Genomic DNA, 12,970 nt, shown 5'->3' with positions numbered 1-12,970 from the left:
CGTGTCACTGGCGTCCGGGCTGCCTCGTCCCAAGGGGTGAAGCCGTGGACGACACGGACGGCGGACACCAGAGGAGCACACCATGGACGCGCGACTGGACTACCTCGCCGACCCGACCGCGGGCAGGGCCCTCAAGCACTTCATGGCCGTGGGCAGGTCGTTCAAGGAGTCGTCGTTGCCGGCCGCGACGCAGGAGCTGGTGGCGCTGCGGGTGAGCCAGATCAACGGCTGCGGCGCCTGCATCGACATGCACACCAAGGAGGCCGCCGCCGCGGGCGAGACCCCGGTGCGGCTCCACCTGGTCGCGGCGTGGCGGGAGGCCACGGTCTTCACCGAGGCCGAACGCGCCGCGCTGGAGCTGGCGGAGGAGGGCACGCGGGTCGCGGACGGCGGTGGCGGGGTCGGCGACGAGGTGTGGGCGCGCGCCGCCCGGCACTACGACAAGGAGCAGCTCACCGCCCTGGTGATCCTGATCTCCTTCATGAACGCCGTGAACCGGCTGAACGTCATCGCCCGGCAGCCGGCAGGCGACTACGAGCCCGGGCGGTTCCACTGAGCACGACCGGGGGAAGGGGATCCGGCATGGGCAAGGTGGAGGAGTTCGAGGCGCTGCGGCCGCTGCTCTTCTCGATCGCCTACCGGATCCTGGGCAGCGTGGGCGAGGCCGAGGACGCGGTGCAGGAGACGTGGCTGCGCTTCGACGGCTCGCCGACCCGGCCCGTGTCGGCCAAGGCGTTCCTGTCGGCCACGGTGACCCGGATCTCGATCGACGTGCTGCGCTCGGCGCGGGTGCGGCGGGAGGCGTACGTCGGGCCGTGGTTCCCCGAGCCGCTGCTGAGCGATCCGTACCAGGATCCGGCGCGGTCGGCGGAGCTCGCCGACTCGGTGTCGATGGCCGCGCTCCTGCTGCTGGAGCGGCTCAGCCCGCTGGAGCGGTCGGTGTTCGTGCTGCGGGAGGTGTTCGGCTTCGGCTTCGAGGAGGTCGCCCAGGCGGTGGGGCGTTCGGAGGCGGCGTGCCGTCAGCTGGCGGTGCGGGCGCGGCGGCACATGGAGGCCGGGCGGCCACGGTTCGCGGCGGACCGCCAGGCGCGGCAGGAGCTGGCGCGGCGGTTCTTCGACGCGTTGAAGGACGGCGACGTCGACGCGCTGCGGGACCTGCTCGCCGCCGACGTGCAGCTCGTCGGGGACGGTGGCGGCAGGGCCCCGCAGCTGGCGCGGGCCGTCGTCGGTGCGGAGAACGTGGCCCGGGTGCTGGGCACGGTCTTCCCCTGGCTGGTCCGGATCGACGTGACGTTCGAGCCGCGCGAGGTCAACGGCCAGCCCGGAGCGGTCTTCCGCGACCGGGACGGCAAGGTCCTGCACACCATGGCCCTCGACGTGCTCGACGGGCGGATCCAGGCCATCCGTTCGGTGCTCAACCCCGACAAGCTCGGCCACCTCGGCCCCGTCGCCGACGCCTGGGCGGTGCACCGGGAGGTGAAGCGGGCGCGCAGGCAGGGGAAGTGACGGCACTGAGCCGGGCGGGCCTGGTCGTCAGGGCCGGCGCGCCCGATGAGCGCGGCCTCCAGGGCCTCGCCCGTCATCTCGACGACGACGGCGGCGTCCCGCATGCCCACCGGAAGGTGCGCGTACTCCTCGGCCCGGCACACGACGGCGCCGTCGCTCGGGTCGAGGACGACCGCGCCGAGCCGGGAGACGAGTTCCGCGACGATCCCGAACATCCCGCCGGCGTGCGGGCGCGAGACCATGATGTCCCGCTCTCCGACGTAGACCTCGGCCTCACCGCCGTCCGCGGCCCGCACCAGGAAGTACAGCCCCTCGTCCGAGGCCGCGGTGAGCGGCGGATCCCCGACGGCGTGCGGCTCCAGGACGGCCCGCACCAACGCGCCGTCGACGGGCACGGGCACCTCCGCGCCGTCGGCGAACGTGAAGATCAGCGCACTCCACCCCACGACGCCCCCTCCCCGCTCAAAACCGTGTGCATCGGCCAGGACGGGAACCTACCCTCCGGGCATGGGTCTTCGCGAAGAGCTCCCGGACGACGCCGAGTCCGTACGTCAGGTCCACCTGAGGGCCTTCGGCCTCGACCACGGCCCGGTCGTGGCCGATCTGGTCGGCACCCTGCGCGGGAGCGTCACGCCCACGGACGGTCTCTCGCTGGTCGCCGAACACGACGGCCGGGTCGTCGGGCACGTCATGTTCACCCGCAGCCTGCTGGACGCCCCCCGGCGCCTGGTCGAGGTGCAGGTCCTCAGCCCGCTGGCCGTCCTGCCCGAGCACCAAGGGACCGGGATCGGCACGGCCTTGGTCCGGCGCGGACTGCGGACGCTGGTCGAGCGGGCGGTCCCCGTCGTCTTCGTCGAGGGCGACCCCGCCTACTACGTGCGCCTCGGGTTCCTACCCGGCGGCGACCAGGGCTTCCGCAAGCCGTCCTTGCGCATCCCGGACGGGGCCTTCCAGGCGATGGCGCTCCCCGCGTACGAACCCTGGATGACGGGCACCCTGGTCTACGCCGAGGCGTTCTGGCGGCACGACGCGGTCGGCCTCCGCGACCCGGCGGCGCGGGAGGACGACGTGCCGCACGGCGACCGGTCCTCGACGATCCGCCCGTGCCCATGATGACCGCCGGCAGGACGGAACGCGGCCCGTCCCCCCGGGCCCTGCTGACGGCGCTGGCCGGACGTGCCTACGGCGCGATCCCGCCCACGGCACTGGTCCTGCTCGGCATCGTCAGCGTCCAGGTGGGCTCGGCGTTGGCCAAGCACCTGTTCGGCGCGGTGGGCAGCTTCGGGACGGTCGCATTGCGGCTGTTCTTCGCGGCGGCGGTGCTGATGCTGTTGTGGCGGCCGTCGCTGCGCATGAGCCGTCGCACGTGGACGGTGGTGCTGGGCTACGGCGTGACGCTCGGCTTGATGAACCTGTGCTTCTACCTGGCGCTGGCCCGGATCCCGCTGGGGATCGCGGTGACCGTCGAGTTCCTCGGGCCGCTGGCGGTGGCCCTGGCCGGATCGAGGCGATGGCTCGACGCGTTCTGGGCCCTGCTCGCGGCCGGCGGTGTGGTCCTGCTGATGGAGGGACGCGGCGAACTCGACCTCGCCGGTTTCCTGTTCGCGCTCGCCGCGGGGACGTGCTGGGGCCTGTACATCCTGGTCGGCGCGGCGCTGGGCCGCCGCACCACGGAAGGCAATGGCCTGGCCCTGGGAATGGCCGTGGCGGCCCTGGTGGCCGTGCCGTTCGGCGTGGCCGACAGCGGAACGGCGCTGATCCAGCCGTGGGTCCTTGCCGCGGGGCTCGGCGTGGCGCTGCTGTCGTCGGTGATCCCGTACTCGCTCGACCTGGAGGCCCTGCGCAGGATCCCGCCGCGCGTGTTCGGCATCCTGATGAGCCTCGAACCGGCGATGGCGGCCCTCATCGGCTTCGTCGTCCTCCATGAGTCCCTGCACTGGGTGCAGTGGATCGCGGTGCTGTGCGTGGTGGCCGCATCGGCCGGCGCCGCACGCGGCACCACCCCGGAGGCCTGACCGCCGCATCCGCCACCGCCGTGGCGCAAATCCGCCTGTATCAGGCCGGTTCGGGGGCTCCGGTTCCCCCGGCCGCAACAATCCGCAGCGGCTGACGGCCGATCCCGTCTAACATGACCACGCCTTCCACGCGACGCTGACTCCGCACGGGGACGACAACGTGTGCCTCCTGCGGATGGACATCGATCCCGTCGACGCGGGCGAACTCCGTGACCTGTTCGGCTCGTTGCAGGCCGCGTTGGTGCCGTGACGGCGGAGTCGCCCCGCCGGCCCGGGTCGGGCATCATGCCCTGGTGAGCATCGTGGTGGACTTCTTCGCGGCCCCGGACGACACGGCTGCGGCTTCCGTGCTTGGGGCCGGTACGGTGCGCGGGTTCGCGTCGCTCTCGTTCGGGAACTTCGACCCCGAAGAGGCCGTGGTCGAGTGGGAATGCCTTCTCACCGGCAGCGGTTCCGAGGAACTGGCCGAGGCGGGTGAGCCCCGCCTCGTCGCGGGCGCGGATCACGGTGAGCACCTCGTCTTCGCGCTCTCGCCGCGGCTGTCGGCGGCACTCGCCAGCTAGGCGACGTCCCCGGCCACCACCAAGCCGATGGACGGCACGTGCAGGACGGCGCGGCATCACAGGGCGAGGAGTACCCGCCCGAAGGGTCCCCCCTCGATGAGGTGGCGCTGGGCCTCGGCGGCCCGCTCCAGGGGGAAGACCCGGTCGACAAGGGGATTGATCTCCTTGCGGGCGAGCATGTCCAGCAGCTTCACGTTGCCCGCGTTGATCTGCTCCTGGGTGAACATGGCGAACTGGAAGCCGCACACCCGGGCCGCCTTCCAGATCAGGTCGGTGACGTTGATCTCCGCCCGCATTCCGCCCGAGTAGCCGATGCTGACCAGGGTTCCGCCCCTGGCGAGCGCGCCCAGCGCCTGACCGGTGATCGGCCCGGCCACACCGTCGAGCACGATGTCGACACCCTTGCCGCCGGTGAGCCGCGCGACACCGTCGCGCAGCGATTCGGCGGTGAGGTCGATGACCTCGTATCCCGCCGCCCGCGCGAGCTCGGCCTTGGCCGTGGAGGTCGCGGTGGTGATCGCGAGGGACGCGCCGAGCCGCCTGGCGATCTCGACGCCGCCCTGGCCCACCGCGCCACCGCTTCCGGGGGCGAGCACGGTGGCACCCGGCCGGAACCCGGCGAGTTCGGTCAGCGCGAGCCAGGCGGTGAGGTAACCGGCGCCCGCGGACAGTGCCACGGCGCCGGTGTCGTCGATCGCGTCGGGAACGGGCACCAGGTGGGCCGGGTCGACCACGGCGTGGTCGGCCCAGGTGCCGTCGGCCGCGATGCCGTAGCGGCCGCCGCTGATCATCACCCGGGTCCCCGCCGCCGGACCGAGCGCACCGGGCTCCTCGACCGTTCCCACGCCGACGCTGCCCGCCGTGACCGGGAAGGGCTTGACCGTACCGGGAGGCATCTTCCCCGAGCGCACGGTGTCGTCCAGCGGGTGGATGCCGGCCATCGCCAGCCGCACCAGAACCTGCTGGTCCTGGGGCGCGGGCCTGGGGACGTCGGCCAGGTGCAACACGTCGTAGTCACCGAACCGGTCGTACTGGACAGCTCGCATCGTGATGGCCTCTCGGATGTCCGATCGTGGCGGATCAAAACGTCGCCCGGCGGCCGCGACACCACGTCGCGCGGCGCCGGCCCCGGTCCAGCCAGGTAAAGCGATCGCTTTCCTCGACGTTAATACACCCCGGCCGACGAAGTAAAGCGACTGCTATACTTTTGCCGTGGAGACCGAGAGCACATCCGGTACCCGGCGCCGCGGCGGCCGGGGGGCGCGCGAGCGCATCCTGCGGGCGGCCGCGCAGCTGTTCTACGAGGAGGGCATCCACGCCACCGGCGTCGCGCGCCTGGTGGAGACCGCCGAGGTCTCCACGCGCACCTTCTACCAGCACTTTCCCACCAAGGCGGCGCTGGTGCAGGAGTACCTGAGCACCTACGAGACGGGGCTGAGGCAGCGGATCGAGCAGCATCTGACCCGGGCGGGGCTCACCCCCAGGGACCAGTTGCTGGCCCTGTTCACCATGATCGCCGACGCCACCCAGGGACCCTCGGCCACCGTGAGCACACGCGGTTGCCCGCTCCACAACGCCGCCGTGGAAGCGGCGGGCACCATGCCCGACGTACGGCAACTGGTCCGGCACAACAAGCAGGGCGTCACCCGGCAGCTCATCGACATCGCCGCCCGCGCCGGTGCCGCAGACCCGGAGCAGTTGGGCCGCCATCTGGCCGTGCTCCTCGAAGGCGGCACCGCGCTGTCGACCTCCCTCGACAACCCCCGCCCCCGCCATGACGCCCTGGAAGCCGCCCGCGTATTGATCGATCACGCGCTGCCCGCGGCCGGGCCCGCCGGCTGAGGACACGGCCGGGCCGTCCGGTGTGATCACCGGAACCCATGCCCCGCCGGCCTCGCGTATCCGTCGCCCGTCCAGCCGCAGAGTCCGCGGCTTCTCGGTGCTCCTCGAGGCCGGACGCCGCGGCGAGGGCGTCTACTGCCGGGTCGGGTAGCCGGCAGGGCGACGCCCGCCGTTCCCGGCCCGCGTACCGCTCAGCGCGCGGGGACGGGGAAGAGCATGCAGCTGCTCGTGGCGTGGGCGAGCAGACGGTCCGTCGCGTCGAACAGCTCGGCCTGGGCGAGGGCGGTGCGGCGGCCCTGGTTGAGGACGGTCCCGACGGCGCGGACCTTGCCGGTGTCGACGGTGATCGGGCGCAGGAACTTCAGGTTCAGGTCGAGCGAGGTGTACCCCATGCCCTCCGGGAGCACGGACTGCACGGCGCAGCCGGCGGCCGAGTCGAGGAGGGTGGCGTAGACGCCGCCGTGGACGCTGCCGATGGGGTTGTAGTGCTCCTCCCCCGGTTCCATGGCGAAGACCGCGCGGCCTTCCTCGACCTCCTCCAGGGTGAATCCGAGGGTCGAGGCGATGGGCGGCGCGGGAAGGCGCCCGGCCAGCACGTCGCGGAGGAACTCCAGGCCGCTCGTGCGGCCGACCGCGGCCGCGGAGACCTTGGGGTCCCCCCATGCGAACGTACGCGACCTCGCCATTGGACGTGTCCTCCCTGGCCTACTGACTTCGACATCCGAAGTTAGCCAGCCGCACCTCTGGATGTCAATGCCGAAGCCAGCCTACGATGACCGCATGACCTGGCTGGAGACCGGTACCGAGAACTGCACGGTGCAGCGCACCCTCGACCTCGTCGGCGAGAAGTGGTCGCTGCTGGTGCTGCGAGACGCCATGAACGGGGTGCGCCGCTTCGACGACTTCCGCCGTCACATGGGGCTGTCCGAGGCGGTGCTGGCGGACCGGCTGCGCAAGCTGGTCGCCGCGGGGATCCTCGACACCGTCCCGTACCGCGAACCGGGCAGCCGTACCCGCAACGAGTACCGGCTCACGTCCAAGGGCTGGGACCTGTGGCCCGCGATGATCGCCCTCAAGCAGTGGGGCGACCGCTACACCGCCGACCCGGAGGGCCCGCCCCTGGAGGTCCGCCATCGCGACTGCGACGAGCCCGTCGAGGCGGTCGTCGTCTGCGCCGGCGGCCACGACGCGCTCGCCCCCCGGCAGGCCTACACCCGGCCCGGCGCCTCCGCCCGTATGCGGGCCTGAACAGCGGGCGACGGCGACGGGTCGCCGAGGACCCCTGTCCTCGTGGTCGCCGTGGTGGGCGTCGACACCCTCTCCCCCGAACCCCCGTGTCCCCCGTCGAGGGCGTCGACGTCCAAGCCACCGATCGGGACGCTCCCCCGGTCCCTGATGGCCCACGAGCGCGAAGCCGAACAGGCCGGGCATCCCCGCCCTCTCCCGCTTCGTGCACTGGCTCCGTTCCCGGCGCCGTGACGATGCTGGCAGGGCGGGTGGCCGGTACACACTGCCGGTTCCCGGCAGTCTTGACGCCTTGTTGACGGCCTGTTGACGGAGCAACCTCCCGCGCTAGAGCGGTTGGTCGGGCCATCCGAGCAGCCGGGCACCCATCGCCGCGGTCTCCAGGGTGTAGCGGTGCAGCGGATCGCCCGGGTCGTAGCCGGTCAGCACCTTGATCCGCTCCAGGCGGTACGTGAACGTCCGCACCCCGAGGCCCAGTCGACGCGCCGCCTCCGCGTTGACGTGCCCGGCCTCCGCGTGCGCGGTGATCGTCTCCAGCAGCGGTCCGGCCCCGCCCCGGGCCTGCTCCAGCGGCCCCAGCACGGTGCGGACGAGGTCGGCCATGGCGGCCCGGTCCCGCATCAGCACGGGGAAGACCAGCAGTTCCTCGGCGCGCAGCACGGGGGGATGCAGGCGCAGCCGGTCGGCGACGTCCAGTGCCCCGAGGGCCTCCTCGTAGCTGCGCACGATGCCGCTCGTGCCGGAGTGGGTGCGGCCGAACGCCACCCGGCGGGCCGCCCCGTACCCGGGCCCGGGGCGCAGCGCCGTGTCGGCGAACGCCTCGAAGACGGCACGCTCACTGCCGGGGGCGATGCACACCAGCCGGCCGTCCTTCCCGGCCACCAGGACGTCGCGGTCGCCGAAGCGGCCCGCCAGTTCCCGCTCGATGCGCCGCACCGCGGGCTGGCCGTCCTCGTACGCGTCCACGCCGCGCGCCACCGCCACCGCGTGCCCGCGGCCCAGCCGCAGCCCGAACCGCTCGGCGCGCTCGGCGAGCCGTCCCGGGTCGCTGCGCCCGTACAGCAGGTCGTCGACGAACTCCCTTCGGGCCGCCTCCTCCTGGCGGACCAGGAGCCGCTGGGCGCGTTCGTGGCCCTCGCCGAGCGCGACGACCGCGGCGTCGAGGGCGGTCAGCACCGCCTCGCCGGCCCGCTGCACCTCGGTGGCGGTGTCGGCGGCAGCCACGCCCCGCAGCGAGCCCCACGCGTCGCGGGTCGCCGTCAGATAAGTGCCGACGAGGTCGCGCAGCCCGAACCCCCGGCCGCCCGCGCGCTCGCCGCAGGTGCGGAGCGCGTCCATCTCGTCCCGCCGCAGCCGCCGGCCCGTCCCCGAGACCTCCCCCAGCACCCGTGCGTACGCCTCGAGCTCTTCCTCCGGTACGCCTGCGCCCCGCATGGCCGCGTCTCCCCTCCAGGCACCCGTCGTTGCCGTCCCCCGGCAGCCTGGACCGTACCAACCCTGCCCGGTCCGATGATCACCGCCCTCGCCTCGGACGACGTTCGGGAGACGACGACGTTCGGGAGACCCGAACCAACCACCCATCCCCGCCGCCGACTTGACGTACGGCCGTTCGAGGGACGATGATCTCCGCACACTCCCCAGGTCTCCCCCCGTGGCCTGGGGAGTGCCTCGTTCAGCCGTCCGCACCTCCGGCGAGGAGGTCCCCGGAGGCGGTGCGCCGGTAGACCACGCGCCGGTCGACACGGGTGCCGGTGACCAGTCCGGCATCCCGCAGCACCGCCAGGTGGCCGCCGACGGTGCCGAGGGACAGGCCGAGGTGGGCGGCGAGTTCGCTGGTGGTGGCGGGGCGCTCCAGTTCGTGGAGGATCGCCGCGCGGCCGGTGCCGATCAGCCGTCCCAATGCGGGCCCGGGTTCCGCGCGTCCCCCGGCCGCGGCGGCTCCGCGGGCCGGGTAGACCAGCGCGTACGACGCCGGCGGCGCCTCGCACAGCCACGTGCCCCGGGACACGGCGGCGACCGGTACGAACAGCATCCCCTCGTCGCCGACGACCCGGTCCGGTGAGCCCCGGTGGCTGAAGCGGATCGCGTCCGCGCCGACCCAGGCGCTGTGCCGGCTCATGTGTTCCAGGGCGCGGGGCCAGCCGTAGGCGGCCAGCAGCCCTGCCCGGTAGGTGACGTCCCGCTCCAGCAGGGCACGGCGGCGCGGCCAGTCGGGAGCGACGTGCGCGGTCCAGGTGCGCCGGAAGAGCTCGGCGGTCCTGGCGGCCCAGTCGCGTCCGGTCAGCCATCCGAGGTCGTGCTCCTTCCAGCTGTGCGCCACCGACTGCTCCAGCTCGGCGCGCACCTGCGCGTCGGGCACCCGGGCCACCTCGGCCAGTTCGGCCTCGATCGTGGTCCGCATACCTCCCGCCGGCGGCAGGACGATGTGCGCCGGCATCCACTTCGTGGACCCCAGCAGCCGCACCAGGCCCTTCGCGAAGGGGTCGGTGTCGAGCGCGGCCCGGAACGCGCCATGGTGGCGGTCGTACCAGGAGGCCAGCCAGGGGTCGCAGTACCCGGCGCCCAGCACGAGCAGCGACGCCAGGGTCTCGGCCAGCGGCGACAGGGCGAACCGGGACCGCGACAGGGCCAGCGGACTCAGCCGCAACAAGGTCATCTTTCGCCTCCCGCCGAAACGATAGTGCCCCGCCCGGCGCGTCCAGCAGACTCCGCCCGTGCTCGCATCCCTTCCGCCGTACCGGGACTTCCGCTGGTTCCTCACCGCCCAGACGGTGTCCCTGCTCGGCACCGCGATGGCCCCGGTCGCCCTGGCGTTCGCGGTCCTCGACGCCTCGGCCGGCCTCGGCGACCTCGGTGTCGTCCTCACCGCGTACATGGTGCCGCTGCTGGTGTTCCTGCTCGTCGGGGGCGCCACGGCCGACCGTCTGCCGCGCCGCACGGTGCTGGTGGCGGCGAACCTCGGTTCGGCCGTCACCCAGGGCGCGGTCGCCGCGCTGCTGCTGACCGGGCGGTACGCCCTGTTTCCGGTGGCCGCGCTGGGGTTCCTCAACGGCGTCCTCGCCGCCTTCACCACGCCCGCGCTGCGCGGCATCGTGCCCGAACTCGTCCCCGGGGACCGGATCCGGCAGGCGAACGCGCTGCTGGGCTCGGTGCGCAACGCCACGAAGATCCTCGGGCCGAGCCTGTCCGGCGTCCTGGCGGCGTCCGTCGGCGGCGGACCGGCCATCGCCTTCGACGCGCTGACCTACCTCCTCGCCGCCGGGTGCCTCACCCGCCTGTCGTCCCTCACCGCCCCCACCGCCGCACGTCGCCCCTCGGGACTGCTCGCCGACATCCGCGAGGGCTGGGCCGCGTACCGCCGGATCCGCTGGGTGTGGACGGTGTCGCTGTGCTTCTGCGTGGTCAACCTGGTGCAGGTCGGCACCTGGCAGATCCTGGGCCCGGTGCTCACCCGGCAGCTCGCCGACGAGGCCGCCTGGGGCTTCGTGCTCAGCGCGCGCGGCGCCGGACTGCTGGTGATGAGCACGCTGATGTACCGGCTGGCGGCCCGTCACCTGCTGCGGCTGGGTGTGCTGGCGGGTGTGCTCGGCGCGCTGCCCCTGCTCGCGCTCGGTGCGCACCTGGATGCCCCGTGGCTGATCGCCGCCGCCTTCACCGCCGGGCTGGGCTCGTCGGTCGCGGGCGTCGGCTGGGACACCTCCCTCCAGGAGCACGTTCCGTCCGACACCTTGTCGCGTGTGTCGTCCTTCGACGACCTGCTGTCCTACGTCGCCATTCCCATCGGCCAGCTCAGCGTGGCGCCGCTCGCCGACCGCATCGGGGGGTTCCGGGTCGCCGCGGCCGCCGGAGTCGTGTACGCCGCCGCGGCCCTGGCCCCGATGACCTCCGCGGCCGTACGCCGCCTCCCCCACGGCCGCCCCGCCGCCACGCCCGCCGATCCGGCCCCGGCGGCGCCGCCCGAGCCGATCGGGCGTTGACGGCTCCGACCGGGCGCGGGAGGGCACCTACGGGGTGAGCCACAGGGGGTGGGTGAACCCGCTCCCCAACAGCCGACCGGACACGGCGCCCGAGCACCGCCGCAGCCCGCCGCTGTCAGCGCGCCGCCAGCAGGACGCCCGGGTTGAGGATGCCCGCCGGGTCCAGCGCGGACTTGGCGGCGCTGAGGGCGGCGGCGAAGGGGTCGGGGCGCTGGGTGTCGTACCAGGGGCGGTGGTCGCGGCCGACGGCGTGGTGGTGGGTGATCGTGCCGCCGTGGTCGGCGATGGCCTGGGAGACGGCGGACTTGATGTCGTCCCACTGGGCGACCGTGCTGCCCCAGCGGCCCGCGGCGTAGATGCCGAAGTAGGGGGCGGGCCCGTCGGGGTGGACGTGGCTGAACCGGCAGGTGACCACTCCGGTGCCGCAGGTGGTGCGGATCGCCTCGTGCGCGGCATGGGTGACCGCCGCGTGGAGTTCCTCGAACCGGTCCCAGGTGCAGGCGGTCTCGAAGGTCTCCACGACCAGGGACTGCTGGGCCAGGGCGTCGCGCTGGTAGGGCATGCGGAGGAAGGACGAGCGCCAGGACCGGTCGGTCCCGGCGCCCCCGCCCCCGCCCGCGTCGCCGCCCGCGCCGGTGTCGGTGTGGCGGGCCGGCTCGGGCACGTGGCCGCCGTGGTCGCGGCACAGCTCCAGGGCCCGGTCCATCCAGGGTCCCAACGGGTGGTCGGCGGACTCGAAGGCCAGGATCAGGACGCTGCCGCCCGTGGTGACGCCCGCGTTGACGAGTGCCTCGGCGGGGTCCAGCAGACGGCAGTTCGACGGGTGGAGCCCGGACTGGGCCAGGGCGCGGGTGGCCGTGACGGCGGCCGTGAAGTCGGCGAAGTGGACGGAGGCGTTCGCCCGCCACCGGGGGCGCCGCTGAAGGCGCATCCAGGCCTCGGTGATGATCCCGAGGGTTCCCTCGGAACCGAGGAACATCCGGTCGGGCGACGGCCCCGCGCCCGAGGCGGGCAGTCGCCTCGACTCGCCGGTTCCGGACGGGGTCACGACGCGCAGCGCCTGCGTCAGGTCGTCGATGTGGGTGTAGAGGGTGGCGTAGTGGCCGCCCGCCCGGGTGGCCAGCCAGCCCCCGAGGGTGGAGAACTCGAACGACTGCGGGAAGTGGCGCAGCGTCAGGCCGGAGGGCCGCAACTGGTCCTCCAGGTGCGGGCCGAGCACGCCGGCCTGGATGCGGGCCGACCGGCTCACGGGGTCCGTCTCCAGGACGCGGTCGAGGCGCTCCATGTCGAGCGTCACCGCCGGGCGTCCGTCGGGGAGGCGGGGTTCCACGCCGCCGACGACGGAGCTGCCGCCGCCGAAGGGGATGACGGCGATCCCCTCGCGGGAGCACCAGTCGAGGAGGTCGACGACGTCCTGCTCGGTACGGGGACGGGCGACGAGGTCGGGGGCGTGGCACAGGTCGCCGTGGAGGTTGCGGACGACGTCCCGGAAGGCCTTGCCGTGGGTGTGCGCGGCGCGGTCGTGCGGGGTGTCGGAGCACAGGTGGGCCAGCGACGGCGGGGCCTTGACCCGTACCGGCGGCAGGGCGAGGGAGGCGACGTCCGGAGGGAGGTGGACGGTGAGGTCGGCGTCCGGGAGCAGTCCGGCCACCCGGCCGGTCAGCGCCGTACGTTCGGCGCCCCGCACCGCGTCCTCGACGGTGCCCCATCCCCACCACGACCGTGTGCCCGTGCGCGTCATGCGTGTCCCGCCCTTCGCCTCACCTCGATATGACCGATGGGTAAATTACCACTGGGTCATATCCTTGGGGAGGGGTGAACT

13 protein-coding genes are annotated in these 12,970 nt (G+C 73.4%); 8 read left to right on the top strand and 5 right to left on the bottom strand.

Annotated features, from left to right (window positions below; translation table 11 throughout):
- The first annotated feature begins 82 nt into the window (after nt 1–82).
- The 5 genes from ACFYYN_RS41540 (at nt 83) to ACFYYN_RS41520 (ending at nt 4,084) form a co-directional block, all read left to right on the top strand.
- A complete protein-coding gene (locus ACFYYN_RS41540; protein WP_500327650.1) occupies nt 83–556 on the top strand; it encodes a carboxymuconolactone decarboxylase family protein in 474 nt (157 codons plus the stop codon).
- A 26-nt stretch (nt 557–582) separates the two neighbouring features.
- Nucleotides 583–1,506, top strand: coding sequence for an RNA polymerase sigma-70 factor (locus ACFYYN_RS41535; protein WP_500549925.1), 924 nt, complete (start codon nt 583–585; stop codon nt 1,504–1,506).
- 507 nt (nt 1,507–2,013) lie between these two features.
- On the top strand, nt 2,014–2,619 hold the full coding sequence (locus ACFYYN_RS41530; protein ID WP_500549924.1) for a GNAT family N-acetyltransferase: 606 nt from the start codon (nt 2,014–2,016) through the stop codon (nt 2,617–2,619).
- Nucleotides 2,616–3,521: an EamA family transporter gene (locus ACFYYN_RS41525; protein ID WP_500549942.1), complete on the top strand. Its 906-nt coding sequence runs from the start codon at nt 2,616–2,618 to the stop codon at nt 3,519–3,521. Before ACFYYN_RS41530 ends, ACFYYN_RS41525 begins: the two co-directional genes overlap by 4 nt.
- 293 nt (nt 3,522–3,814) lie before the next feature.
- Complete coding sequence (locus ACFYYN_RS41520) at nt 3,815–4,084, top strand: hypothetical protein (RefSeq protein ID WP_500549923.1); 270 nt, start codon at nt 3,815–3,817, stop codon at nt 4,082–4,084.
- Nucleotides 4,085–4,140: 56 nt separating this feature from the next.
- On the opposite strand, the gene ACFYYN_RS41515 is transcribed toward ACFYYN_RS41520, so the two are convergent.
- Nucleotides 4,141–5,130: a quinone oxidoreductase family protein gene (locus tag ACFYYN_RS41515; RefSeq protein ID WP_500549922.1), complete on the bottom strand. Its 990-nt coding sequence runs from the start codon at nt 5,128–5,130 to the stop codon at nt 4,141–4,143.
- Between the two features lie 166 nt (nt 5,131–5,296).
- Between ACFYYN_RS41515 and ACFYYN_RS41510 the strand changes: the two genes are divergently transcribed.
- Nucleotides 5,297–5,926: a TetR/AcrR family transcriptional regulator gene (locus ACFYYN_RS41510; RefSeq protein ID WP_500549921.1), complete on the top strand. Its 630-nt coding sequence runs from the start codon at nt 5,297–5,299 to the stop codon at nt 5,924–5,926.
- A 191-nt stretch (nt 5,927–6,117) separates the two neighbouring features.
- On the opposite strand, the gene ACFYYN_RS41505 is transcribed toward ACFYYN_RS41510, so the two are convergent.
- On the bottom strand, nt 6,118–6,612 hold the full coding sequence (locus ACFYYN_RS41505) for a PaaI family thioesterase (RefSeq protein WP_500549920.1): 495 nt from the start codon (nt 6,610–6,612) through the stop codon (nt 6,118–6,120).
- A 94-nt stretch (nt 6,613–6,706) separates the two neighbouring features.
- On the opposite strand from ACFYYN_RS41505, the gene ACFYYN_RS41500 reads away from it, so the two are divergent.
- On the top strand, nt 6,707–7,174 hold the full coding sequence (locus tag ACFYYN_RS41500; RefSeq protein WP_500549919.1) for a winged helix-turn-helix transcriptional regulator: 468 nt from the start codon (nt 6,707–6,709) through the stop codon (nt 7,172–7,174).
- Between the two features lie 324 nt (nt 7,175–7,498).
- Here ACFYYN_RS41500 and ACFYYN_RS41495 read toward each other — a convergent pair whose 3' ends face one another.
- Together ACFYYN_RS41495 and ACFYYN_RS41490 are read right to left on the bottom strand one after the other, a co-directional pair.
- Nucleotides 7,499–8,605, bottom strand: a complete 1,107-nt coding sequence (locus tag ACFYYN_RS41495; protein ID WP_500549918.1) for a PucR family transcriptional regulator — start codon at nt 8,603–8,605, stop codon at nt 7,499–7,501.
- Nucleotides 8,606–8,843: 238 nt separating this feature from the next.
- Nucleotides 8,844–9,827: a helix-turn-helix domain-containing protein gene (locus ACFYYN_RS41490; protein WP_500549917.1), complete on the bottom strand. Its 984-nt coding sequence runs from the start codon at nt 9,825–9,827 to the stop codon at nt 8,844–8,846.
- A gap of 58 nt (nt 9,828–9,885) precedes the next feature.
- Between ACFYYN_RS41490 and ACFYYN_RS41485 the strand changes: the two genes are divergently transcribed.
- A complete protein-coding gene (locus ACFYYN_RS41485; protein ID WP_500549916.1) occupies nt 9,886–11,148 on the top strand; it encodes an MFS transporter in 1,263 nt (420 codons plus the stop codon).
- Between the two features lie 115 nt (nt 11,149–11,263).
- On the opposite strand, the gene ACFYYN_RS41480 is transcribed toward ACFYYN_RS41485, so the two are convergent.
- Nucleotides 11,264–12,889, bottom strand: a complete 1,626-nt coding sequence (locus ACFYYN_RS41480; protein ID WP_500549915.1) for an FAD-binding oxidoreductase — start codon at nt 12,887–12,889, stop codon at nt 11,264–11,266.
- Nucleotides 12,890–12,970: the final 81 nt, after the last annotated feature.

Origin of the sequence: Streptomyces sp. NPDC001902 (assembly GCF_042891295.1) — a bacterium.
GTDB lineage: Bacteria > Actinomycetota > Actinomycetes > Streptomycetales > Streptomycetaceae > Actinacidiphila.
This window is presented reverse-complemented; position numbering and strand designations above follow the sequence as displayed.

Bases quoted from the DNA above. Each gene is read 5' to 3' on its own strand.
- ACFYYN_RS41500 (WP_500549919.1), top strand. From the start codon at position 6,707: ATGACCTGGCTGGAGACCGGTACCGAGAACTGCACGGTGCAGCGCACC.
- ACFYYN_RS41495 (WP_500549918.1), bottom strand. From the start codon at position 8,605: ATGCGGGGCGCAGGCGTACCGGAGGAAGAGCTCGAGGCGTACGCACGG.
- ACFYYN_RS41515 (WP_500549922.1), bottom strand. From the start codon at position 5,130: ATGCGAGCTGTCCAGTACGACCGGTTCGGTGACTACGACGTGTTGCAC.
- ACFYYN_RS41540 (WP_500327650.1), top strand. From the start codon at position 83: ATGGACGCGCGACTGGACTACCTCGCCGACCCGACCGCGGGCAGGGCC.
- ACFYYN_RS41480 (WP_500549915.1), bottom strand. From the start codon at position 12,889: ATGACGCGCACGGGCACACGGTCGTGGTGGGGATGGGGCACCGTCGAG.
- ACFYYN_RS41525 (WP_500549942.1), top strand. From the start codon at position 2,616: ATGATGACCGCCGGCAGGACGGAACGCGGCCCGTCCCCCCGGGCCCTG.
- ACFYYN_RS41535 (WP_500549925.1), top strand. From the start codon at position 583: ATGGGCAAGGTGGAGGAGTTCGAGGCGCTGCGGCCGCTGCTCTTCTCG.
- ACFYYN_RS41490 (WP_500549917.1), bottom strand. From the start codon at position 9,827: ATGACCTTGTTGCGGCTGAGTCCGCTGGCCCTGTCGCGGTCCCGGTTC.
- ACFYYN_RS41505 (WP_500549920.1), bottom strand. From the start codon at position 6,612: ATGGCGAGGTCGCGTACGTTCGCATGGGGGGACCCCAAGGTCTCCGCG.
- ACFYYN_RS41530 (WP_500549924.1), top strand. From the start codon at position 2,014: ATGGGTCTTCGCGAAGAGCTCCCGGACGACGCCGAGTCCGTACGTCAG.